Source organism: Streptomyces sp. NPDC005820 (assembly GCF_040630255.1).
Taxonomy (GTDB): domain Bacteria; phylum Actinomycetota; class Actinomycetes; order Streptomycetales; family Streptomycetaceae; genus Streptomyces.
This window is the reverse complement of the sequence record NZ_JBEXXE010000048.1, coordinates 19,808-41,680: the sequence shown is the minus strand read 5'-3', so window position 1 is coordinate 41,680 and position 21,873 is coordinate 19,808. Positions and strand designations below refer to the sequence as shown.

20 protein-coding genes and 1 pseudogene are annotated in these 21,873 nt (G+C 70.1%); 6 read left to right on the top strand and 15 right to left on the bottom strand.

Translation table 11 applies throughout. The features are described 5' to 3' along the window. Positions 1 to 2: 2 nt before the first annotated feature. A complete protein-coding gene (locus ABZ464_RS41560) occupies positions 3 to 743 on the top strand; it encodes an SDR family oxidoreductase (protein WP_359287058.1) in 741 nt (246 codons plus the stop codon). A gap of 376 nt (positions 744 to 1,119) precedes the next feature. Here the strand turns inward: ABZ464_RS41560 and ABZ464_RS41555 are convergent, their stop codons facing one another. Beyond that, a complete protein-coding gene (locus ABZ464_RS41555) occupies positions 1,120 to 1,383 on the bottom strand; it encodes a hypothetical protein (protein WP_359287056.1) in 264 nt (87 codons plus the stop codon). A gap of 115 nt (positions 1,384 to 1,498) precedes the next feature. On the opposite strand from ABZ464_RS41555, the gene ABZ464_RS41550 reads away from it, so the two are divergent. Beyond that, positions 1,499 to 2,101: a hypothetical protein gene (locus tag ABZ464_RS41550; protein WP_359287054.1), complete on the top strand. Its 603-nt coding sequence runs from the start codon at positions 1,499 to 1,501 to the stop codon at positions 2,099 to 2,101. Then, positions 2,094 to 2,885, top strand: coding sequence for a GntR family transcriptional regulator (locus ABZ464_RS41545; RefSeq protein WP_359287052.1), 792 nt, complete (start codon positions 2,094 to 2,096; stop codon positions 2,883 to 2,885). Before ABZ464_RS41550 ends, ABZ464_RS41545 begins: the two co-directional genes overlap by 8 nt. 270 nt (positions 2,886 to 3,155) lie before the next feature. Here ABZ464_RS41545 and ABZ464_RS41540 read toward each other — a convergent pair whose 3' ends face one another. Beyond that, positions 3,156 to 3,773 carry a TetR/AcrR family transcriptional regulator C-terminal domain-containing protein gene (locus ABZ464_RS41540; protein ID WP_359287050.1) on the bottom strand — a complete coding sequence of 206 codons (618 nt, stop codon included), beginning with the start codon at positions 3,771 to 3,773 and terminating at the stop codon, positions 3,156 to 3,158. Positions 3,774 to 3,963: 190 nt separating this feature from the next. Between ABZ464_RS41540 and ABZ464_RS41535 the strand changes: the two genes are divergently transcribed. Together ABZ464_RS41535 and ABZ464_RS41530 are read left to right on the top strand one after the other, a co-directional pair. Beyond that, complete coding sequence (locus tag ABZ464_RS41535; protein WP_359287048.1) at positions 3,964 to 5,619, top strand: amidohydrolase; 1,656 nt, start codon at positions 3,964 to 3,966, stop codon at positions 5,617 to 5,619. Between the two features lie 91 nt (positions 5,620 to 5,710). Beyond that, positions 5,711 to 7,192 (top strand): APC family permease, encoded by a 1,482-nt coding sequence (locus ABZ464_RS41530; RefSeq protein WP_359287046.1) that lies wholly within the window; start codon positions 5,711 to 5,713, stop codon positions 7,190 to 7,192. A 463-nt stretch (positions 7,193 to 7,655) separates the two neighbouring features. Here ABZ464_RS41530 and ABZ464_RS41525 read toward each other — a convergent pair whose 3' ends face one another. The 8 genes from ABZ464_RS41525 to ABZ464_RS41490 form a co-directional block, all read right to left on the bottom strand. After that, on the bottom strand, positions 7,656 to 8,495 hold the full coding sequence (locus ABZ464_RS41525; RefSeq protein WP_359287044.1) for an AbfB domain-containing protein: 840 nt from the start codon (positions 8,493 to 8,495) through the stop codon (positions 7,656 to 7,658). Between the two features lie 1,140 nt (positions 8,496 to 9,635). Further along, the gene (locus ABZ464_RS41520; RefSeq protein ID WP_359287042.1) at positions 9,636 to 10,610 is read right to left on the bottom strand and encodes an NmrA family NAD(P)-binding protein; all 975 of its coding nucleotides are present in this window, start codon (positions 10,608 to 10,610) and stop codon (positions 9,636 to 9,638) included. 102 nt (positions 10,611 to 10,712) lie between these two features. Continuing rightward, positions 10,713 to 11,528: an oxidoreductase gene (locus ABZ464_RS41515; protein WP_359287144.1), complete on the bottom strand. Its 816-nt coding sequence runs from the start codon at positions 11,526 to 11,528 to the stop codon at positions 10,713 to 10,715. Between the two features lie 407 nt (positions 11,529 to 11,935). Continuing rightward, positions 11,936 to 12,505: a TetR/AcrR family transcriptional regulator gene (locus ABZ464_RS41510; protein ID WP_359287040.1), complete on the bottom strand. Its 570-nt coding sequence runs from the start codon at positions 12,503 to 12,505 to the stop codon at positions 11,936 to 11,938. 97 nt (positions 12,506 to 12,602) lie between these two features. Then, complete coding sequence (locus ABZ464_RS41505; protein ID WP_359287038.1) at positions 12,603 to 13,889, bottom strand: DUF3533 domain-containing protein; 1,287 nt, start codon at positions 13,887 to 13,889, stop codon at positions 12,603 to 12,605. After that, complete coding sequence (locus ABZ464_RS41500; protein WP_359287036.1) at positions 13,886 to 15,010, bottom strand: 4Fe-4S binding protein; 1,125 nt, start codon at positions 15,008 to 15,010, stop codon at positions 13,886 to 13,888. The genes ABZ464_RS41505 and ABZ464_RS41500 overlap by 4 nt, the downstream gene beginning before the upstream one ends. A gap of 141 nt (positions 15,011 to 15,151) precedes the next feature. Further along, positions 15,152 to 15,721: a TetR/AcrR family transcriptional regulator gene (locus ABZ464_RS41495; RefSeq protein ID WP_359287034.1), complete on the bottom strand. Its 570-nt coding sequence runs from the start codon at positions 15,719 to 15,721 to the stop codon at positions 15,152 to 15,154. 263 nt (positions 15,722 to 15,984) lie between these two features. Further along, positions 15,985 to 17,484 carry an MFS transporter gene (locus ABZ464_RS41490; protein WP_359287032.1) on the bottom strand — a complete coding sequence of 500 codons (1,500 nt, stop codon included), beginning with the start codon at positions 17,482 to 17,484 and terminating at the stop codon, positions 15,985 to 15,987. Positions 17,485 to 17,789: 305 nt separating this feature from the next. On the opposite strand from ABZ464_RS41490, the pseudogene ABZ464_RS41485 reads away from it, so the two are divergent. After that, a pseudogene (locus tag ABZ464_RS41485) lies at positions 17,790 to 17,906 on the top strand (lipase family protein); the annotation flags it as partial. Positions 17,907 to 18,037: 131 nt separating this feature from the next. Here ABZ464_RS41485 and ABZ464_RS41480 read toward each other — a convergent pair. From ABZ464_RS41480 to ABZ464_RS41460, 5 genes are all read right to left on the bottom strand, one after another. Continuing rightward, the gene (locus ABZ464_RS41480) at positions 18,038 to 18,748 is read right to left on the bottom strand and encodes a TetR/AcrR family transcriptional regulator (protein ID WP_359287030.1); all 711 of its coding nucleotides are present in this window, start codon (positions 18,746 to 18,748) and stop codon (positions 18,038 to 18,040) included. Between the two features lie 73 nt (positions 18,749 to 18,821). Further along, on the bottom strand, positions 18,822 to 19,205 hold the full coding sequence (locus tag ABZ464_RS41475; RefSeq protein ID WP_359287028.1) for a zinc ribbon domain-containing protein: 384 nt from the start codon (positions 19,203 to 19,205) through the stop codon (positions 18,822 to 18,824). An 11-nt stretch (positions 19,206 to 19,216) separates the two neighbouring features. Further along, the gene (locus ABZ464_RS41470; RefSeq protein WP_359287026.1) at positions 19,217 to 20,386 is read right to left on the bottom strand and encodes a thiolase family protein; all 1,170 of its coding nucleotides are present in this window, start codon (positions 20,384 to 20,386) and stop codon (positions 19,217 to 19,219) included. Between the two features lie 25 nt (positions 20,387 to 20,411). Further along, positions 20,412 to 21,659 (bottom strand): FAD-dependent oxidoreductase, encoded by a 1,248-nt coding sequence (locus ABZ464_RS41465; RefSeq protein ID WP_359287024.1) that lies wholly within the window; start codon positions 21,657 to 21,659, stop codon positions 20,412 to 20,414. Between the two features lie 4 nt (positions 21,660 to 21,663). Continuing rightward, positions 21,664 to 21,858 carry a ferredoxin gene (locus tag ABZ464_RS41460; protein ID WP_359287022.1) on the bottom strand — a complete coding sequence of 65 codons (195 nt, stop codon included), beginning with the start codon at positions 21,856 to 21,858 and terminating at the stop codon, positions 21,664 to 21,666. Between the last annotated feature and the right edge of the window lie 15 nt (positions 21,859 to 21,873).

The window sequence follows — 21,873 nt, the reverse complement described above, 5'->3', positions numbered from 1 at the left end:
CCATGACTGAGTTCGACGGTCTCACCGCACTCGTCACCGGCGGATGCAGTGGCATCGGCGCCGCGACCGCCGCGCTGCTCCGGGACCGGGGCGCACGGGTGGCCGTCCTGGACATCCGAGTCGATGGCGCACCCGAGGACGTACTGGCCATGGTGTGCGACATCGCCGACTCGGCCGCGGTCGACGAGGCGATCGCGGAGGCTGTCGATCGTCTGGGCGGTCTCGACGTCCTGGTGAACAACGCCGGCATCGGAGCGGTCGGCGACATCGGCCGGAACGACGACGCCGAGTGGGCCCGGGTCCTCGACATCAACGTCACCGGCATCGCCAGGGTCACCCGCGCGGCTCTGCCTCACCTGCGAAGCTCGTCCCACGCGGCGGTGGTGAACGTGTGCTCCGCCGTCGCCTGCCTGGGTGTGCGCCAAAGGGCCCTGTACAGCGCCAGCAAGGGCGCGGTCCACGCCCTCACGCTCGCCATGGCCGCCGACCACGCGGCGGACGGGATCCGCGTCAACGCCGTGGCCCCCGGCACGGCGGCCACACCATGGGTGTCCCGGCTACTCGACGACGCGGAGGACCCGGAGGCGGCGGCCGAGGCCCTGCGCGCACGCCAGCCGTTGGGGCGTCTGGTGACTGCCGAGGAGGTGGCCCACGCCATCGCGTCCCTCGCCTCCCCGCGAGCCGGATCGACCACGGGAACGATCCTCCGGGTGGACGGCGGCATGACCAGTCTGCGTCTGTGACCTTCGACGAAGGACTTCCCTGTCCAGCCGACGAACCCTCAAGAGCCCTTCGCCGGGATGTGGCGCAATTCGGAAGAACGGCGCTCGACAAACTCCGGTTGCGTGGTGTCACCGGGGCGGGCAGGTCTGATCGCTCAAGTGGCCGAGGCACGGATCGACCTGTCTTGCTCACCGGGAAGTTCGGAGCGTACGGAATTGCCGGCGACCGACGCCCACGGCACGCGTCTCTTCCCTCGCGTGACCTGACGAGCCGACCGACGGGCCCGAATCCGCCTGAGGATGCCACGGCCGGGCTCCGGCGCCGTGAAGGCGGCGGTGCCGGAGCCCGGTCGCGGCCGCTTCCGTACACGTCCGACAGTCGGACGAGCGACCCGGATCAGCCCGTTCCACACCACACCGGCGCCGAACGGCCCGCCGCTTCGAACGGCCGCTCCCAGAACAGCGGGGTCTCCTCTACGGCGACGGGAAACTCGAGCCGCTTGACCGGGCGGCCGTCACCGCTGACGTGGACGCGGTCCTCGTACGGCCCGTCGAGGGGCAGCCGGATCTCCGGTTCCTCGGTGGCGTGGCCCGCGCCGATCAACATCGCGGCGGTTCGGGCGAGCGAGAGCCGGGAGACCGAGCCCTCACCCGTTGTCACCCGATGCGTCAGTCCCCGGATCGCGGCCGCGGCGATCTGGTATCCGGTGGCGAAGTCGAGTGCCTCGACGGGCAGGTGACGGGGCCGGTCGGCGTCGACCAGCCGGCCGAGCGCGTTGATCGGTGTTCTGTGCTCCGGGTCGGCGAGGGCCCAGGCCGTCGTCGCGTCGGCGAGGCCCGCCCACCGGACCAGGCAACCGGCGCTCCCGAGGCCGGCGCGCACCTTACGCCCGGCCGGTGACGCCCTCCCCTACCAACTCGCCCTCCAGCCGCCCGGGTTCGGCGCATCCGCCGTCACCGACATCGAGCACGGCGGCGAGGTCGCCGTACCCGCCGGGTGGAGCGTCTTCGTCCAGGTCTACCGCAGCACCGACGACGAGCCGTTCGACTGGACCGCCCTCGACAGCTTCGGTCCGGACGACATCGACGCCCTCACCTATGTCGACGAGAACTCCGACGGCGTGGCCGCGCGGCAGGCCGCGACGGCGGCGACCCGGTTGACCGGGCTGCGCCGGCTGGAGATCCACAGCCGCGCACTGGCACTGGCCGAGTCCTGGAGCGAGGCGATGACGACACTGGGCCGCTTGACCTGGCTGCGGGTCCTGAGACTTTCGACGTACGACATCGACGAACTGTCCGGTGTTTCGCTCGGCGCGCTGAGCGAGTCCCTGCCGGACACCGTCATCAACGATTACTGGAGTGGACTTTCCGATGCCTAGAAACGACGCGCCCCGACGCGGCACAAAGCAGCAGTCGCGCCGCGTGGACCTCGCGGCGGGTACCACCGGGGAGCCTGAGCAGACCGGTTCGCTGCGGGCGCGGGCCATCAGCGAGATCCGGTCACGCATCCAGACGGGTGCGATGGCTCCCGACCACACCTTTTCCGAGGTGACGATCTGTGAGGAGCTCGGCATGAGCCGGGCACCGGTCCGCGAGGCCCTCATCGCGCTCTCCTGCGGTGGATGGCTCGAGCCGCTGCCGCGGGCCGGCTGGCAGGTGCGCGCCCTGACGCTCAACGAGGCACGGAATCTCATGGCCGTCCGCGCGGCCCTGGCGCCCGCCGCCGCCGCTGCCGCCGCACGCAGGGCGCCTCACGAGGACGAGGCCGTAGCCGCGCTGCAGGGCTACTGTGACATCCAGGCGAGCGACGAACCCGTCGATGAGGTGATCGTCGCCATGTACCGTTGCCTCAGGCGGATCGCGCGCCTGTCGGGCAACCTCGAGTTCGACCGCTGTCTGGAGGATGTGCTGTCCAGACTCGTTCGCTACTACCTCCTGACACCGGTCCAGGAGGCGCTGCGGAGCGAGTCGATCCCGATCCATCCGGTCGTGGAGGCGGTCCTCGCCGGGGACTCCGACGCCGCTCACGATCAGATGCTCGGTTTCGTCACCCGGGACCAGCGGCGACTCACCGAGGCGATCATCGACAGCGACCTCGTCCAGTCCGTGAAGTTGACACTGCCGTCGGGACATACACCTACCCGGAGAAGAGACAGTGCCTAAGGAGCCCGATCCATCCGAGGGTCCGAACGTGGTGCCCATCGATTCCTACCGTCGGGCCGGGACACCCGGCACGAAGGCAGCGAGGCGGGGCCCGATGACGGTTCCCGGCCGCTGGGGCTGGGACCGCTACGGCCCTAACTCCGCGTGCCGCAACGACATCGACTGCCCACCCGACAAGATCTGTGAGCACGGCCGCTGCGTGTGAACCCCGGCCCGCCACCCGAGCTGCACTGGCCGGCGCCATGGACCGGCAAGGGCGGCCGGCGCAGCTCAGTTGTCGGAAAGAAGGTGGCGGAAGCCGGTGAGCATGGCCCGCAGGCCGATGTCGAAGGAGTGCTCCGCGCGGGTGTGGTCGGTGGGCGTCTGATCGAGTACGGCGCTGAGGTGCGGGGCTGTTTCGCGGGTGACGTCGGAGACCATGACCGGGGGCGAGACGAGGTCGAGGGCGGAGCCGAGGATGAAGCTCTCCAGCGCGTTGACCAGGGGCATGACCTGGGCCTCGGCGAACCCCGCGGCGAGCAGCAGTTCGGCGACCTTCTCGTACATGGCGTGCATGAAGGGTTCGGCGAGCGGGGCCACGGCGAGCAGCGGGACCGCGCCGGGATGTGCGGCGAACGCGGCGAGGTAGGAGCGGGCCCAGTCCTCCAGGGCCTGCTCCCAGGGCTGGGACCAGTCCTGGTCGGCGCCTTTGGTGGTGTGGGCCAGCTCCTCGCGCATGAGGGAGATGATCTCGTCGCGCCCTGAGACGTGATGGTAGAGGGCGGACGGGGCCACACCGAGGGCCCGGGCGAGGGCGGGGATGGTGAGGGTGCCGTTCTCGTCGGCCAGGCGCAGTGCGGCTGCGCCGATGCGCCGCCGGTCCAGCAGGGGCGTGCGTGGTCGTGGCACGGGGGTGGTTCCTCGTCTCCTGTGTCCAGAGGCGGACCCGCTCGGGGCGCCGTGACCCAGACGTTACCGAATACCTTTCAGTAAAACTCTTCCGCAACGTCGGGGCGACGCCTACATTACCGGAAACCGAACGCCTTTCAGTTTGTGCGTCCGGGCGTCAGAACCAGGTCGGGAAGGGCACCGCCACGCCATGCACGCAGACACCGTCTTCACCGGGGGAATCGTCCGGACCGGAGACACGGACGTTCCCGTCCACGACGCCCTCGCCGTCACCGACGGCCGGATCAGCGCACTGGGCCCGGATGCGGCAGCCTCGCGCGGCCCCCGGACGACCGTGGTCGACCTGGCGGGCGGGGCGCTGCTTCCCGCTTTCGGTGACGGTCATGTCCACCCGGTGCTCGGCGGGCTCGGGCTGCGCGGTGTGCCCGTCCGGGAGTGCGCGTCCGTCGAGCAGATCGTCGAGGCCGTACGGCGTTGGGCCGCTCTGCACCCGGAGGCCGAGTGGATCACCGGCGACGGGTTCGATCCCTGGCTGGCACCGGACGGACTGTTCGACGCACGGTGGCTGGACGCCGCCGTACCCGACCGCCCGGTGCTGCTGCGCACCTCCGACCACCACACGGCCTGGGTGAACAGCGAGGCCCTGCGGCACGCCGGGTACACGGCCGGCACCCCGGATCCCTCGGGCGGTCGGATCGTCCGCCGGGACGGCGGTGAAGAACCACTGGGCACGCTGCGTGAGTTCGGCGCCCTGAACCCTGTCCTCTCCCTCGTTCCGACGCCGTCCCTCGCGGAGCACGTGGACGCCCTTCGCGAGGCGACCGCCCGGTTCGCCGCCGCCGGGGTGACCTGGGTGCAGGACGCCCTGGTCACGCCCGACCTCGCAGACGTCTGGGTCACCGCCGCGACCACCGGGCCGGGTCTGCCGGTCCGCGCCGACCTGTGCTTCCTGCTGGAGCCCGACGGCTGGCGGGAGCGGATCGCCCGCTTCGCCGCCGACCGCGAGCGGGTGGAGAGCGCCGCGCCCGGGCTGATCACCGCGCGGAGCGTGAAGTTCTTCGCGGACGGAGTGATCGAGGCGGGCACCGCCGCCCTGCTGGAGCCCTACACCGACTGTCCGCACTCGCACGGTATGGCCACCTGGACACCCACCGAACTCGCCGAGGCCGTGACGGCCGTGGACGCGCTCGGGTTCCGGCCGCACGTCCATGCCATCGGCGACGGCGCCGTACGCGCCGCCCTGGACGCCGTCGAGGCCGCCGACCGTGCCAATGGGCCACGCGACCGACGGCCGGTCATCGCCCACGCCGAGCTGATCGAAGCAGCGGATCTGCCCCGTTTCCGCGCACTCGGGGTGATCGCCAACCTGCAGCCGCTGTGGTCGCAGTGCGATCCGCTGATGACCGAGCTCATCCTGCCGAGGATCGGCCCGGAGCGCGGCGCCCGGCAGTACCAGACGGCGTCCCTGCTCGCCTCCGACGCCCGCGTCGCCTTCGGCAGCGACTGGCCGGTCACCGCCCATGAACCACTGCGGGGCATCGCCACCGCCGTCACCCGCCAGACGCCCGAGGGAACTCCCGAGGGCGGCTGGCTCCCCGAGGAGCGCATCGACACCGCGAGCGCTCTCGCCGCCTACTCCGCGGGCTGCGCCCACCAGGCGTTCGAGGAGAAGGACTGGGGCGCGCTGCGCCCCGGGATGCGCGCCGACCTGGTGCATCTCGCCGCCGACCCGGTCACCACCGCACCGGCCGATCTCGCACACCTGCCCGTCCTGGGCACCTGGCTCGCCGGCCGCCGCACCCACGCCGACGGCCCCTCCACCCCCTCGCGTGCCGCAAGAGGTTAGACGTACGGTCAGTACGCCGACCCCACGACCGGCCCGCGGGTCAGGGGCAACCCGCTCATCCCCTCGATCACACGCACCACGCGGAGACATCATGACCGAGCCCCTCGTCCCCACCGCACCCCAGCAGCCCCCGCAGACCGCCGGGACCGACGCGAGCAGCCACCTGCGGCGCGGCACGCTCGGCCTCGCCGACATCGTGTTCTTCGTGGTGGCGGCCGCCGCGCCGCTCACCGTGATGGCCGGTGTCGCACCACTGGCGATCCTCTTCGGCGGCATCGGCGCCCCGGTCGCCTATCTGGCCATCGGCGTCCTGCTGTGTCTGTTCGCGGCGGGCTTCACCGCGATGACGCCGTACATCCGCAACGCGGGGGCCTTCTACTCCTACATCACCCGGGGGCTGGGACGCCCGGCCGGGCTCGGCGCGGCACTGCTCGCCGTGTTCTCCTACAACGCCCTGCAGATCGGCGTGTTCGGCGCCTTCGGCTTCTTCGCCGCCGGTACGGCCGACGACCTCCTCGGCGTCGACCTGCCGTGGTGGGGGTACGCCTTCGCGGGCGTGGCCCTCGTCTGGTTCCTCGGCTTCCGCTCCATCTCCCTGGGAGCCAAGGTGCTGGCCGCGCTGCTGATCGCCGAGACCGCGATCCTGGTGCTGCTGGCGGGCGCGATCCTGATCAAGGGCGGGGCGAGCGGACTGAGCCTGGCCTCCTTCGCACCGTCCCATGTGTTCACCTCGCAGATGAGCGCGCCGCTGGGGCTGGCGGTCGCCGCCTTCACCGGCTTCGAGGCCACGGTGATCTATCGGGAGGAGGCGCGCGATCCCGATCGCACCGTGCCCCGCGCCACCTATGTCGCCGTCGGCTTCCTCGGTCTCTTCTACACGTTCGTCGTCTGGGTGATCGTGCAGGCGTTCGGCAACGACGGCGCGGTCGGCGCGGCGGCGAAGAACCCGGCTGAGATGTTCTTCACCGCCATGACGCAGTACGTCGGCGCCTGGGCCACCGACCTCCAGCGCATCCTGATCGTCACCAGCCTGCTGGCCTCCCTGCTCGCGTTCCACAACGCCATCACCCGTTACGGGTACGCCCTCGCCACCGAGCACGCTCTGCCCACCTCACTGGGGCGCATCCACCCCCGGCACGGTTCCCCGTGGATCGCGGGCCTCGTGCAGAGCGTCCTGGCGGCAGCGACCGTGGCCGTGTTCGCGGCGATCGGCGCCGATCCGTACAACCAGTTCCTGCTGTGGGTGAACACCCCGGGTGTGGTCGGCATCCTCGTCCTGCAGTTGCTGGCGGCCTGCGCGGTCGTCGCCTTCTTCCGCCGCAACCCCCCGCAGCGGGGCGAGGGACGGCTGCGCACCCTGGTCGCCCCCGGTGTCGCCGCGATCCTGCTCGCCGCCGCCACCGTTCTGGTCTGCACCCGTCTGAACCTCTTCACCGGCGCAGGCCCGGCCGTCAACTGGGGACTGGTCGCCCTCACCCCGGCCATCTTCCTCACCGGCGTCGTCCTCGCCGCCCGGATGCGCCGCACCCGGCCCGACGTCTACGCCAGGCTCGCCACCACCGACGTCGACTGAGCGACCTCACGGCCCGACGCGCTCACGACACCGTCCCGGTACCGGGACGGTGTCATCCGTTGCACCGCTCAGCCCTCTCTCGTCCCCGTCGGGGAAGCGGGGACGCGCCCCTTCGAACGAAAGAGGCGTGGCAAGGCTTCTCTCGGCGGGCGTTGGACGGCGCTGGTCCTGCGTCGACCGGTCAGGGCGATGGTCGCTTCCGTCACCGCGCCGGTCGTGATCGCGCCGCCGGCCTCGTTCAACCCCCGAGGGCCATGTCCGTCAAGTTCAGCGACGCCCTGGCTCCCTGCCTCATGGTCGTCGTGGGCCTCGCCGTCCTGGTGCTGATCCTGGTTGTCCGCCTCGTTCGGCACGGTGGTGACTTCAGGGCCCGCACCGGCCGAGATATGCATGGGCTGCACCGGAACGCGTCGATGTGGCCCCCGGTAGACGCGGAGGCCACACACATACGGGTCCGTACGGCTCAGGCGAGGCCCGCCACCAAGCGGAAGAAGAAGTCCTGGCGGTTGGTCGTGTTGTAGCCGTAGGGGTCCAGACGCAGCTGGAAGTTCTTGTGGCGCAGGCAGTAGTTGGGGTGGTTCACCGGCTGGAGCATCACGGCGTCCGCGTACGGTGACGGCAATGGGCAGAAGGTGGCGTCCTGGGCGAACAGAGGCGAGCCGTCGTTGCGTTCGGCCCGCAGGACGAAGTCACGCAGGTGCAGATACTTGCCGCTGGACGTGGTGAACGTGTAACAGGCGCTGTTGGCCAGGCCTTTGACCACGGTGAAGGTGGAGTCCTCACGGGACTCCGAGCCGCCCACCTGGTCGAGTGCGATCAGGCCGCCGCTCTCGTGCCAATAGCGGTCGGGGTAGTTGACCGCCTGCAACGACCGCTGGTAGCCGTTCGGCGTGGGGTTGGACGGCTTCGTCGTCGGGGTGACCGACGCCGACGGCGAGCTGTGGGGCGTAGCACTGCCGTCGGCCGCGGGTGCCGCGGTGGACGAGGATGCGGTCGGAGAGGCGGCCGTGCCGGGCGTGCGGCTGCCCGGTGCCGAGGTGGAGCCGCTCGCCGAGGGCGTGGCGAACGAGATCAGCCCGGACCCCGTCTCGTCGTCGGACAGGGGCTGTCCCCCGCGGGCCTCCGGCTTCCGTTCCTCGTCACGGTCATTGACGGCGATTGCGGTGGCGCAGGCGACGGCGGTGGTCACGGCGAGGGCGACGGCCAGCCAGAGCCGTCGCGTTCCGGGAGGCCGGGGGGTGTCCCGAGCCCAGTCGTGCTCCCACGGTTGTCCCTGGGGCAGCCGAGACTTGGATTCTGGCATGCGCTAGTTCCTCCAGCGGCGCTTCTTACGGCGACCGAAGCTGTGGTGATCCTTTGGGCGGAAGGTGAGACAGCAGTGCAAGCCAGGGGGCGCGTTCCGCCGACTCGCACTCGACGACGCCGGGCGGGTGGACTGCCGGCCCCGACGCATCTTGTCCTGCTCCCGGCTGACGGCGGACTCGTTCCCTGACTCCTCAGATATTGTATTCGCGGCACCGGGGGTAGGTGCACGGGCGGGCCGAGGCGGTGGCCGAAATGGTGCAGACCTCCGCCCAGCGGACCGGTGAGGTCGCACCGTGCGGCTCCCTGCAGGAGGCCGCCGTCGGTCAGCCAGCCGGACCGGCTGTGACTCCGTTGCGCAGCACGGGCATTCCCACATCACGTCCGCGCCCTCTGCTGCGGCTCCGGCCTCTGCCGAGGTGGCCATCCGCCCGGCAGCTCGTCGGGGCGCAGGTGGCACGGCGTTCCCGGTGAGGACCGATGTTCCGTATCCTCATCCGGACCAGGGCGTGCGATCGCAGGCAACGGCCAGCGAGGGACCGCCATGGGCTCAGGATCCTGGCCCTCCCAAGGACCTTCCCTAGGCTGCCGTCGTCCTCAACCAGCGCGTCATCGCGCGCGCGTCGAATTCTTCCTGGGTCGGCCGAGCAACTCTCGTGCCCGATCTCCCCTCCCGCGTAAGCCAGTTGCGGAACCTGGCTGACGCACTCGAAGCCCAGTCAGAAGCGACCGCCGACCCGTTCACCCCGCACCCGGACACCGTCGACGTTGTCAACAACCGGCACACCAAACGCGGACAACTGAACTCCGCCGTCCCAGACGCGCTCCAGCTCCAGCGGCACATCCGCCGCTACCACGGCATCCCTCGGTCGTTGCTCAAGCGGCCAGTCGCACGACGCCGCTCTCCAGCGCCGTCTGTGGACCGTTGCGCCGAAGCCGGCCGACCGCCTTCGCCATCGGCGAGGCAGACGCGAGGCGCATCTCCACTTCGCCGCCGTGAGGGCGTTCGCTCGGGCTGCGTCCGGGGCGCGCGAGGGCTTCGGCCAGGTGGGCTACGCTCGGCCGAAGCCCCTGCCACGCCGAGTCTTCGACTCGAAGACTCCGTGTGGCGTCGCTGTTCTGCTCCGGACTGCTCAGCGGCTCAGGCAGCGACCAGCTTCTGGATGCGCGGGTGGTTCTCCAGAGCCCACCGCACGGTCTTCGCCGGGCGTCCGAGCAGGGTCTCCAGTTCGTCGGTCATGCCGCCGTATCCTCCGCGGCCGATGATCCGGGTCAGGGTCTTCAGATGCTCCGCGATGTGCGGGTACGCGGACATGTGGGCGTCCACGTAGGTCTTGTTCCAGGCCTCGATGTCCTCGGGAACATACGTGACCGGACGTCCCAGCACGGCCGAGAAGTCCTCCGCGATCCCGTGCATGTCCTTGAGCTCCGAGCCGGTGAGCGCGTAGGACTTGGAGATGTGCGGCGCCGGGTCGGCCAGGATCTTCGCGTTCAGTTCCGCGACGTCGTACCCGGCGATGGGTGCCAGCTGGTGCTCGCCGAAGGGCAGGCGTAGTTCGCCGTCGGCCAGTGAGCCCAGGGCCAGCCAGGTCATGATGGGGTTCTCGACGAAGAAGGCCGCCTGGATGTTGACGGTCGGGAGGCCGGACCACTCCAGCACCCGCTCGGCGACCCAGTGGGCCCGCTGCTGCGGCGACCAGTTGGCGACGAGGCCGCCGAGCCGCGCGCGCCGCTCTTCCTCCGGCGCGGTCATCCGGTCGAAGGTCATGAACGACTGCTCGTACTCGGAGATGTTGACGAACACCTCGATGTCGCCCTGGGCCCGGGCCGCCGCGGCCATCAGGCTGACGGCGTCGGTGTAGTACGGCGACAGGCTCATGCTGAAGTAGATGCGCCTCACGCCCTTCAGCGCGGCGGTCACGTCGGCGATGGTGAGCAGGTCACCGACGAAGACCTCCGCCCCGGCCTGACGGAGCGACTGCGCGCGTTCGTCGTCCTGCCGTACGAACGCGCGCACGGGGTGCCCTTGTTCGAGCAGCATGTCGACCATCGTCCGGCTCACACCACCGATCTCGCCGGCGGCACCGGTGATCAGGATGGGATTGCGGTCTTGCATCAAGGTGTCCTCTGTCTGGTGGGGTGGGGCCGTTGTTCGGAAGGTCGGGGCGGTGGGCGGCCATCGTCGTGCCGGGTGACCGTCTCCGCGGGAGCGTGTGCGTCAGCCGGCCAGGCGGTTGATCTTGCGGATCTGCTTGTCGAAGGCCCGGGCGGGAACGAGACGGCGCAGTGTGCTCACGCGTCCGGCCGTGGAGCCGGCGGTGTAGCGCAGCTTCGGCCTGGCGTCGGTCGCCGCCGCGACGATCGCCTTGGCGACGACGGCGGGTTGGTCGCCGTCCCTGATCGCCTGCGCCATGACGCGGTCGACGGTCTGCCGCTGCTGGGCGTAGGCGTGCAGGGGTGTGTCCGGCTTCGCGCTGTTGGCCTCGAATCCGGTCCTGGTGTAGGCGGGTTCGACGAGAAGCGACCGGACACCGTGCTCACGGATCTCGTGGTCCAGGGACTCGGAGTAGCCCTCGATCGCGTGCTTGGAGGCGGTGTAGACGGCCATGTACGGCTGGGGCATGAACCCGAGTACGGACGAGATGTTGATGATGCGTCCGCGTTTCTGCGCGCGCATGTACGGCAGGACCTCCGTCACCATGCGCATGACCCCGAAGACGTTGGTGTCGAAGACGGCCTTGGCCTGCGCGAGGGAGGTTTCCTCCGCCGCGCCCGTCGAGCCGACGCCGGCGTTGTTGACCAGGACATCGATGCGCCCGAACCGTTCGCTCACCTCCTGGACCGCCGCGGCGACCGAGGCGTCGTCGGCCACGTCGAGGTCGATGAAGGTCACACCGTCGAGCGGGGTGACGCGTGAGGTGTCGCGGCTTGTGCCGACCACGTCGAAACCCGCTGCGACAAGCGCGAGCGCGGTTTCCTTGCCGATGCCGGATGACGCACCCGTCACGAGTGCCACCGGCCGATCTGTCGTCATCATGACTCCCGCGCTCATCCGCCCATTGAAAAAACCGATCGGTTTCCGAACCACTGTAAACCGATCGGTTTCCGCGTGCAAGTTCAGGCAGGGAGAGTGACGGCATGGGCGGGATCAGGCGAACGCCTACGTGCAGCCGATCTCGACGCGCCCCGAAACGCTCCTGATGCAGATGCAGGGATACGTCACCGTCGCGGCCTCTGCCGAGGCGTAGGGCGACGACCTGATCGGCGAGGTCGTCCGGGCCGGCCGGATGAGGATCCGGGAGACAGTGCACCTGCCGCTGGGCGCCAATGCCGAGGAGACCGCGGGCTTCTTCGCCTGCGGCACGCTCGGCAACACTCTTGCGGCCATGAGGCTCCCCCCGAACGCCGGGCGACAGGGATGCGTTCGGGAGGCGCGATACGTCAGCGCACGCCCGCCGCGTCGAGCAGGGTGGTCACCGTGGGCGCGACGAGGCCCGGCAGTTTCTCCGCTCCGATGCCCGCGCGGGCGCTGGCGCCGTCGAAGACGAGGCTGAGCTGCCGTGCCAGCAGGCCGGGATCACTCGCTCCGCCCTGTTCGGCCTCGGCACGGAAGAAGGCGGTCAGGTTCTCCTTGACCCCATGGGCGACCTGGCTCGCGGGGTGACTCTGGTCCTTGAGCTCGATCTGCGCGGCCAGGAAAGGGCAGCCGTAGAACCCGGGTTCGCCGGACTGCGATTCCACCTGCTCGAAGACATACAGGATCCGCTCCCTGGAGGAACGGCCGTCGTCCGCCGCGGGCAGGAGTGCCGCCACATAGGAGGACGTGCGCCGCTCCAGACTCGCCGCGAGCAGTTCATCCTTGCTGTGGAACAGCTGGTACATGGAGCGCTTCGACACTCCCGCCGCCTTGCACAGCGCCTCGACGCCGATGTTGACACCGTCTCGGTAGGTGAGCGTGGCCGCCGCCTCCAGCAGCCGCTCCCTGGGGCTGAGTTTCACTTCAGTGGTCATACCACGAGATTAACCCAAAGCGAAGCAAATGAAAACCGATCGGTTTCCAGCGTCCGAATAACGGCCCCGCCCTGGGGGAGGGTGAGGGTGGCTTTCGCTATGTCGGGGTCGCGGTCTTCTCGGGCGTCGTCTCCAGCGGGATGCGGTGCAGCCCCTTGCGGTCGTACCACCCCAGTACGCCGAAGCCGAACAGTGCCGCCGCCACGAGGGCGGCCACCATCATGACCCAGCCCCGGGTCAGTCCCGCGTCACCCTGGGCGTCGTAGTAGAGGATCGAGCGGATACCGCCGGTGATCTGCCGCAGCGGCTCGAACTCCGCGAGGAAGCGGTAGAAGCCGGGCAGCGCCTCGATGGGCGTGGTGGCCCCGGCCGTCGGCACCGCCATCCCGATGAAGACCAGCGTGACCACCAGCATGCCGGGCGTGCCGAACACGGCGAGGAGGGTGAGCGCGCCGATCCCGGCGACCGCGATGGCACACACCGAGTACAGCCACAGCAGCGGCAGATGGGAGGCGTCCATGCCCATGAGACCGATCGCGCCCGCCATGACCAGGGTGCCCATCAGCAGCGACAGACCGGCCATGAGGGTGGCGCTGATGGCGAGGGTCTGCACCCGGGTCGCCCGGATCAGCGGGCGGTGCAGGCGCAGCGGGCCCATGTCGTTGTGGGTGTAGCCGAGGGCGTGGTCGACCTGGCCGCTGATGACGTTGGCGGAGAGCATGCCGACGACCACGAGGGTGAGCGCGTAGTAGAACGCCGTCAGGCCCAGGCCGCTGTGCGAGTCGAGCGGATGGCCGTCCTCGACGGTGACGGCGGCCGGGTCGGCGAGCAGGACGCGGGCCGCGGCGGGCAGCTTCGCCTCTGCGGTTCCGATCCGGGCGGTCAGCTCCTTGCCCACTTGCAGCGAGGCGTTCGCCGCTGCCCGGGTCGTCGCCGTCCGGGCCAGGCCGGAGCCGATGCTGCCGGCCGACTGGTTTGTCAGCACTGTCAGCGTCGGGCGGGCCGGGGTCCCGGTGGCCGCGGTGCCGGTCAGTGCGGTGACGGAGGAGGTGAAGTCGGCCGGGACGACGAGCGCGCCGAACAACTTGCCCTTGCCGAGCCGCTCCTTCAGCTCCTTCTCGTCCATCACCTTCCAGTCGATCCTGTCCCCGCCCGCGGTGGACTTCCCGATCGACTCGGTGATCTGAGCCCCCAGGTTGACCTGTCCCACTCCTTCGTCCGCGTTGACCAAGCCGACGGGCAGCTTGGTCAGGTGATCGACCGGATCGATGTTGGCGCCGACGTAGAACACGGCGAACAGCAGCGCGAGTACGCCTGTGATGACGCCGTTGGCCATCCACAGCGGTCTGGCGCGCAGGATGCGGAAGGGGTGAATGCCACTCATGACGTATGGGTCTCTCGTTCGGTGGACGCGGAACGTTTCGTCGGGGGCTGCCAGCCGCCGGTGACTTCCTTGACGGGCTTGTGGGGGAAGCGGCGCCGGGCGTACTCCTGCGCGTGTGAGCCCGGCAGCACGTACAGGGTTTCCTTCTTGTCCTGGAGCGGGCGCAGCACGGTGTCCATGAAGGTCTTGCGGTCGTCCAGGTAGGGGCCCAGGACGTCCTCGCCGGCGGGGCAGACGGCAAGGCAGTAGCCGGACTTGTAGCCGGGCGGTGAGGACAGGCTCTGCCACAGGGAGGCGTTCTCGGAATCGGTGACCCGGGAGCGGTAGTCGGCGGCGTCCTCGCTGTCGGCCACGGTCTGCGCCCAGTCGGTGAACCCGCTCATGAACTCGCGGTAGTTGTGGGTGGTGCAGGCCAGTGCGTCGAAGGCGCCGTCCTTGGCGATGGCGCCGACCGGGCAGGCCGCGACGCACAACTTGCAGTCGATGCAGGGGTTGTAGTCCAGTGCCTGCCCGTACTCGCTCACCTCGGCGTCCACCAGCACGGTGACCAGCAGGACGAAGCTGCCGAACTTCGGATGGATGACGTTGCGGTGCAGCCCCATCACGCCGAGTCCGGCGGCCACCGCGACCGTCTTGTGCGCCACCACCCAGATCCGCTCCCGGGGAAAGCGGTCCATCTCCTGGGGGAAGCCGACCGACGGGTTCAGCGCCCGGTAACCGGCGTCCTGCAGCGCCTGGGTGACACCGCGCGCGGCCCGGTTGGCCTGGTCGTCGGCCTGGTGGAACTCCTGGTTGGCCACGCTGCGGGCCGGGGAGCGGCAGTTGTCGCGGTTCATCCGCACCGCCATCGCGATCAGCGTGCGCGTGCCGGGCAGCGCCGAAAGCGCGTACTCGCGCTCGCCGGCCAGATCGGGGTGGTCCAGACTGACCGCGGCCACGTCGTCCGCACCGGCCTCCAGACACAGCTCACGCAGCCAGACCGCGTCGATCACCGCCGGCGGGCGCGCCCCGTCACCGGCCGCACGCCGGGCGAGGACCGCCTGCACCGACGGGTGGGCAGCCAGCTTCGCCGGAAGCCTGCGAACCGCCGACTTCACCCCGGCATCGTCCCCGGAAGTCATCCGACCCTCCTCGATCAGCCAGTGGTCAGACTCGCCCTCACGACGAGAAACCGATCAGTTCCATCACTGTAAACCGATCGGTTTCCCTACACAAGGTCGCGGAGTACGTCGCTCACCGAGACCGCCCGCCGACGCGGCACGTCAGCGCATGTCCGCCGCGTCAAGCAGGGTGGTCACCGTGGGGGCGATGAGCCCTGTCGGCGTGTCGGCCTTGATCCCCGCACGGGCGCTGGCGCCGTCGAAGACCAGGATCAGTTGTCGGGCCAGCAGATCCGGGTCGCTCGCGCCGCCCCGTTCGGCCTCGGCACGGAAGAAACCCACCAGGTCCCCCTTGACCTGGCGGGCCACCCGGCTCGCAGGGTGGCCCTGATCCTTGAGCTCGATCTGGACAACCAGGTACCGACAGCCCTGGAAGTCGGGCGCACCCCCCTGTGACGCCAACTGGTCGAAGACGTGCAGGATCCGCTGACGGGGTGAACGGTTGTCGTCGGCCGGGGGCAGGAGTGCCCCCACGTAGGCGGAGGCGCGTTCCTCCAGACTTGCCGCCAGCAGTTCGTCCTTACTGTCGAAAAGCTGGTACATGGAACGCTTCGACACCCCCGCCGCCTTGCACAGCGCGTCGACGCCGATGCCGACACCGTCTCGATAGGTGAGCATGGCCGCCGCATCCAGCAGCCGCTCTCGGGGACTTGACTTCGCCTCGGTGGTCATATTGCGAGGTTAACTCCATTCCGACCAAATGAAAACCGATCGGTTTACGGCGCCTTGGTGCGGCGCCTCGCGGCGCCCGCGAGCCTCGGAAATTCAGCCCGCATTGCGGGTGCCCGGTACCAGCGATGATCATTTCGCTGAGGACGGATCGCGGGGGCAGAAGCACACACGATCGCGGAGGAGCCCTGTCTCCCTACGCCGATTCGTGCCTTGAGAACACCGATCAACGCAGGTAGCAGGGCGCATCCGCGGTGGATTCACGCTCAGTGGGCGATCACAGGCTCGCCCTCCGACGGTGCCAGGGCCGCGTTCGGTACCAGGAACGCCGCGAGCACCGCACCGACCACGAAGATCCCGGCGCCCCATGCCAGGGTGGCCGTGTAGCCCTCGACCCCGGCCTGCGCCACGGTCAGCGCGCTGGGCTTGTGCGAGGACAGGTAGTCGGTCGTGGCCGAGGAGGCAACGGTGGTCAGCAGCGCCGTGCTGATCGAGCCACCCACCTGCTGGCTGGTGTTGATCAGCGCCGAGGCGACGCCCGCGTCCTCGTGGTGCACGCCGGCGGTCGCACCCTGGAACGCGGTGGTCATCACCAAACCGATGCCGAGACCCAGCAGGATCATGCCGGGCATGATGTGGGCGACGTAGGTGCTGTCCAGCCCGAGCCGGGCCAGCAGGGCCATGCCGGATGCGGCGACCAGGAAGCCGGCGGTGATCACGATCTTCGGACCGACCCTGGGCAGCAGCAGCGAAGGCGCCGTGGTCGACGAAGCGACGATGCCCCCGACCATCGGCAGGAACGCCAGACCGGCCTCGATCGGCGAGTAGCCGATGCTGGCCTCCAGGTAGTAGGTCAGGAACAGGAAGATCGAGAACATCCCCATGCCCAGGACGAACACCGCCAGGAACGAACCACCGCGGGTCCGGTCCAGCACGACTCGCAGCGGCAGCAGCGGATGCGCGACCCTGGCCTCCAGCCATGCGAACACCGCGAGCAGCGCCACGCCGCCGATCATGGAGCCGAGGGCGACCGGGTCGGTCCAGCTGGTCGATTCGACGTGCGCGAACCCGTAGACGATGCCGAACAGCGCGGCGCTCACCACGACGGTGCCCGGAATGTCGATCTTGGGCCGATCGGTGACCGCGGGCTTGGCCAGCAGCAGCACCGCACCGACCAGCGCGAAGGCCGCGAAGAAGACGTTCACGTACATCACCCAGCGCCACGACGCCCATTCGGTGAGCATGCCGCCGAGCAGGAGTCCGACCGCGGCGCCCGCACCGGACAACGCGCTGAAGATGCCGAAGGCCTTCGCCCGCTCGGACCGCTCGGTGAAGGTCACACTGACCAGTGAGAGTGCCGCGGGCGCGAGCAGCGCGGCGAAGAGGCCTTGGGCCACACGTGCCCCGACGAGGATTTCGAAGCTGTTGGCCGCGCCGCCGACGACGGATGCGCCCGCGAAGCCGACCAGGCCGGTCACGAAGGTGGTACGTCGGCCGAACAGGTCACCGAGTCGGCCACCGAGCAGCAGCAGACTGCCGAACGCCAGGGCGTAACCCGTGATGACCCACTGCCGGCTGCCGTCACTGAAACCGAGGTCATGCTGCGCCGCGGGCAGCGCGATGTTCACCACGGTCGCATCGAGGGTGACCATGAGCTGTGCCACACCCAGCACGACAAGCACCCACCAGCGGACGCCATGTGAGCCGCGCAGGCCCGAGTCTGTCTTCCCGGGGGCGGGCGCCCCACGGTCCAAGGTGGTAGTCATCTTTTCCCTTTGTCGCTGGTCATAGGCCGAAAACCGGGTTGGAAACCGATCTGTTTCCCCTCTAGGAAAACAGATCGGTTTCTGTGACGCAAGTGAACGGGTGACCCCATGCGAGACGTCGACACGCCCCCTACGGTGGGGTTGCTGACCGTATGTACGGTCAATACTTCGAGGTCGAGGAACGCCGTCAAGGGCGTTGTTCCTGTCGCGACGTCGAAGCAGGCCGACCTGCTGGAGGCCGGCCCTGACAGCCCGGACTACGAGATCGCCGAGTACCAAGTCGGTCGTCGGAGGGACGCAACGCGCTGGACGCTCTTCGCGCCGCCCAGCAGATCAAGGGTTCGGGGGTGTCTCCGGACTCCCCCGTGGGTATCGCCGGCTACTCGCAGGGCGGGCAGCCCGCCGCCTGGGCGGCCGAACTGCAGCCGGCAGCACGGCGGACACCATCGTCCCGATCGCCCAGGCAGACATGCTCTACCACGACTGGTGCACTCAGGGAGCATCGGTGCGGTACGCGACTCTCCCCGGCCTCGAGCACATCTCCGGCTTTCCGTCAGGGGGCCGGGGCCGCGGGCGGTTCGCTGGGGGCGGCGGCGTCGACCAGACATGAGCGCACGATCCTCAGCACCGCGCCGTCGGGGTCGGCGAGCCCCGGCGCGGTGCCCGGGCGGGTGAGCAGGCCGCCGAGCACCATGTCGACGAGACTGGCGCCGACCTCCTCGGCCGTGTGCGGTCCGGACGGGTCGAACCAGGTCCAGGCCCATTGGGCGGAGCCCATCATCAGCAGGCTCTGGAGGTTGGGATCGCCCTCGCGGAACTGGCCGCTTTCCGTTCCCTTGCGCAGGATGCCTCGTACGAGCCCCAGGTACTCCCCGCGCAGACGTACGCCCTCGCTCATCGTCTCGTGGTCCGCGAGCCTGGCGATCTCCCGTTGGAAGGCCACCGTGGCATCACGGTCGTGTTCCTGGTACAGCACGAAGGCGAACAGCATCCCCGCGAGCTGCTCCGGCGGCGAGGACAGCCGGTTCACGATCAGGTACGCCTCGGCCAGCCTGCGGCGCATATAGGACTCGTGCAGCGCGGCGAGCAGCCGGTCCTTCGTGCCGTAGTGGTGGACGATGGTGCCCTTGGAGATGCCCAGTTCCGCCGCGATGTCGCTGAAGTTGGTGCCGTCGTAGCCGGACTGGGCGACTCGGCGCGTGAACGACTCCAGGATGTGGCCCGACCTGCCCGGGGCGCCCGCACCCGCGCGCCTAGCAGCCATTTCAGGTCCCTCCGTGTCCCCGACGACGAACGATTCTCACCCTATCGCGTCGGCTGACCGTACGGGCGACCAGTCAGGCGGGCACGGTGAACGCGGGGAACGGCTCGCCGTGGTCCGGGCGCAGGATCGTCAGGACCAGGTCCGTCCCCGGTGGCGGGGCGGAGGGAGCGCCCAGGACCGGTGCGTGCAGCCAGGGCCCTTCGGCGAGTTCGACCAGGGCCTGGATCGTGGCGCTCCCGGCTTCGCCCGGGGTCGACACCGCGGCCACGACCCGCGCCGTGCCCATGGCCTCGGCCCATCGCAGGTCCCGTGACTCACAGGCCGTGCACGCCCCGGTGTCAGGACGGCAGTGGTGGCCGCACGCGCCGCAGCGGCGGATCAACAGCACGCCCTCCGTGAGCCCGTCGAACCACGCCGCGGATGCCGCGTCCCGTCGGGCGATGATGTGCGCGGTCATGGAGAGCTCCTTCAGGAGGCGTGCCCGGCGCCGAGCACCAGGGTCGCGTGGTGGTCGAGGACGCCGCCGTTGCCACTGACCAGCGCGACCTCGTGGCGGGGGACCTGGCGGCCCGCACCGGCCTGGCCGCGTACCTGCTGGACGGCCTCGACCAGGGGGGTCATGCCCCAGAGGTAGAAGCCCGACAGCTGTCCGCCGCCGGTGTTGGTGGGCAGTGCGCCGCCGGGGGCGAGCGCGCCGGAGGCCGCCAGTTCTCCGGCCTCCCCCTTCGCGCAGAACCCGTAGTCCTCCAGGGTGACCAGCACCGTGTAGGTGTAGCAGTCGTAGATCTCCCGGACGTCCACGTCGGACGGGGTGATGCCGGCCATCTTCATCGCGGCGGCTCCCGAGGCGGCGGCTCCCGTGACGAGACCGAAGTCGCTGCCCCGCTCCATCACGTATCCCGGGTGTGCCTGGCCCCAGCCCCACACGTGGACCGGTGGCCTGGGCAGGGCGGCGGCGCGCTCGGCGGTGGTGACGACCACGGCGGCGCCTCCGTTGGACACCAGGCAGCAGTCGAACAGATGCAGTGGCTCCACCACCCAGCGGGACCGGTGGTAGTCCGCCAGGGTCAGCGGCCCCCGGAACTGTGCGGCGGGGTTGTGCGCGGCCCACTCCCGTTGCCCGACCGCGACGGCACCGAGGTGGTCGTTGGTGACGCCGTAGTGCGCCATGTAGCGGGCGGCGGCCACGGCGTAGCGGTGGTTGACACTGGTGAATCCACCTGCTGTCTCCGCGCTGCGGAAGCCGGTGGCGGTGAGCGAACTGGAGAGGTACGCGTCCCCGCTCCGGGCGTTCTCGCGCAGCGGCGCGTCCGCGAAGACGCAGACGACGGTGGTCGCGGCGCCGGAGAGCACGGCCGCGGCGGCCTGGGCGACCATGATGCCCGCGGAGGCGCCGAAGGACTGCACCTGGGAGAGCAGGGTGAGGTCGCGCAGGCCCAGTCGCCTGGCGAGGCCCAGGTCGAGGCCCGGGCTCTTGCCCGCGTTGATCAGGAGCCCGTCCACGTCCCGCAGGTGCAGGCCGGCGTCCGTCACCGCGAGCCGCACCGCCTCGTCGGCGAAGTCCGCCGCCGTACGCCCGTACACCTTGCCGACCTCGGTCAGGCCGAGGCCCGCGATCGCCGCATGACGGCCGCCCATCGGATCTCCCTTCTCAAGCCGCTCGTCAGGCCACTGCGGTGGTTCGGCGGGGTGCCCGCGCGTTGCGTTCGCGTGCGAAGTCCAGCGCGTCGCTCCAGGTGCAACCGCGGTTGATCATCACGCGGTACTTCATGATGTGCGTGGGGTGGTCGACCGCCAGCGCGCCGGTGAGGCGTTCGCCGGTGCGGTAGAGCGCCACCCAACGCCCGTCCGCCGGGTGACCGCTGACCACCCGGACCTCGTCGGCGTGGGAGATCCCGACGAACTGGATGCGGGTGCCGTACCAGTCCGACCAGAAGTAGGGGACGGTCGAGTACGGCCGGGCCTCCCCCGGGTTCAGGGCGTTGACGGCGGCGGTCGCGCCCTGCTCGGCGGCGCTGGTCCAGTGTTCGAGCCTCATCGGCTGTCCGAACAGCGGGTTGTGCCAGTGCGCGACGTCACCGGCGGCGTAGACGCCGGGTACGGACGTGGCCAGTGTCCGGTCGCAGCGCACCCCGTCGGAGAGCGTGACGCCGGAACCGTCCAGCCAGGAGGTGGCCGGGTCGGCGCCGATGCCGGCCACGACGAGGTCCGCGTGCAGTGTGCCGCCGTCCGCGAGTTCGACGCCGATTGCCCCGCCGTCCCGCCGGATCGCCCGCACGCCCACCCCGCGCCGCAGATCGGTGCCGGCCCGGTCGTGCAACGCGGCGCAGGCCAGGCCCATTTCGTCGCCCAGCGCCCGGCGCAGGGGAACGTCGGCCGCCTCCACGACGGTCACCGGCAGGCCGCGCTCACGGGCGGCCGAGGCGACCTCCGAGCCGATGAAACCGGCGCCGACGACGACGATCCGGGCCTTTTCGTCGAGCGCCCGGCGCACCGCCGCCGCGTCGTCGGCCGTACGCAGGGTGTGGACGCCCGCGCGATCCTCCGTTCCGGGCAGGACACGGGCGACGGCTCCGGTGGCGATGACCAGCGTGTCGTACGGGACCGGGGCGCCGCCGTCCACCAGGACCGTACGGCCTTCGGTGTCCAGGCCGGACGCGGGGGCGCCGAGCCGCAGGTCGACGCCGAGTTCGCGGCGCAGGGTGTCCTCGGAGCGGAAGGTGGTGTCCGGGGGGCCGCCGGGCGTCTCCGCCAGGTACGCCTTGGACAGGGGCGGACGGTCGTACGGCAGGTGGTCCTCGGCGCCGATGAGCGTGACGGAACCCGTGAAGCCGCTCGCACGGGCGCCTTCGACGGCGCGCAGTCCGGCCAGGGAGGCGCCGACGACGACCAGTCGCTGTGGTGTGGTCACGGCCTCAGCCCTCCGTCAGCCGGAGGGCCTCGGTCGGGCAGCTGGTCACCGCTGCCTGGATCTCGGCCAGTTTCCCGTCGGGGACGACGTCGGCCCTGAGTACGAGGGCACCGTCGTCGTCCACCTCGAAGACGTCGGGCGACAGGGACTCGCAGATGCCGAGGCCGGTGCACTTCCCGCGGTCGAGCAGGATCTTCATGGTCGGGTCGCCTCC

What these genes read in the sequence shown, in the direction of transcription:
- ABZ464_RS41470 (WP_359287026.1), bottom strand. Translation starts at nt 20,386, where the DNA reads ATGGGCGGCCGTCATGCGGCGATCGCGGGCCTCGGCCTGACCGAGGTC.
- ABZ464_RS41460 (WP_359287022.1), bottom strand. Translation starts at nt 21,858, where the DNA reads ATGAAGATCCTGCTCGACCGCGGGAAGTGCACCGGCCTCGGCATCTGC.
- ABZ464_RS41510 (WP_359287040.1), bottom strand. Translation starts at nt 12,505, where the DNA reads ATGACCACTGAAGTGAAACTCAGCCCCAGGGAGCGGCTGCTGGAGGCG.
- ABZ464_RS41525 (WP_359287044.1), bottom strand. Translation starts at nt 8,495, where the DNA reads ATGCCAGAATCCAAGTCTCGGCTGCCCCAGGGACAACCGTGGGAGCAC.
- ABZ464_RS41520 (WP_359287042.1), bottom strand. Translation starts at nt 10,610, where the DNA reads ATGCAAGACCGCAATCCCATCCTGATCACCGGTGCCGCCGGCGAGATC.
- ABZ464_RS41480 (WP_359287030.1), bottom strand. Translation starts at nt 18,748, where the DNA reads ATGGCTGCTAGGCGCGCGGGTGCGGGCGCCCCGGGCAGGTCGGGCCAC.
- ABZ464_RS41505 (WP_359287038.1), bottom strand. Translation starts at nt 13,889, where the DNA reads ATGAGTGGCATTCACCCCTTCCGCATCCTGCGCGCCAGACCGCTGTGG.
- ABZ464_RS41545 (WP_359287052.1), top strand. Translation starts at nt 2,094, where the DNA reads ATGCCTAGAAACGACGCGCCCCGACGCGGCACAAAGCAGCAGTCGCGC.
- ABZ464_RS41475 (WP_359287028.1), bottom strand. Translation starts at nt 19,205, where the DNA reads ATGACCGCGCACATCATCGCCCGACGGGACGCGGCATCCGCGGCGTGG.
- ABZ464_RS41490 (WP_359287032.1), bottom strand. Translation starts at nt 17,484, where the DNA reads ATGACTACCACCTTGGACCGTGGGGCGCCCGCCCCCGGGAAGACAGAC.
- ABZ464_RS41535 (WP_359287048.1), top strand. Translation starts at nt 3,964, where the DNA reads ATGCACGCAGACACCGTCTTCACCGGGGGAATCGTCCGGACCGGAGAC.
- ABZ464_RS41515 (WP_359287144.1), bottom strand. Translation starts at nt 11,528, where the DNA reads ATGACGACAGATCGGCCGGTGGCACTCGTGACGGGTGCGTCATCCGGC.
- ABZ464_RS41500 (WP_359287036.1), bottom strand. Translation starts at nt 15,010, where the DNA reads ATGACTTCCGGGGACGATGCCGGGGTGAAGTCGGCGGTTCGCAGGCTT.
- ABZ464_RS41560 (WP_359287058.1), top strand. Translation starts at nt 3, where the DNA reads ATGACTGAGTTCGACGGTCTCACCGCACTCGTCACCGGCGGATGCAGT.
- ABZ464_RS41495 (WP_359287034.1), bottom strand. Translation starts at nt 15,721, where the DNA reads ATGACCACCGAGGCGAAGTCAAGTCCCCGAGAGCGGCTGCTGGATGCG.
- ABZ464_RS41530 (WP_359287046.1), top strand. Translation starts at nt 5,711, where the DNA reads ATGACCGAGCCCCTCGTCCCCACCGCACCCCAGCAGCCCCCGCAGACC.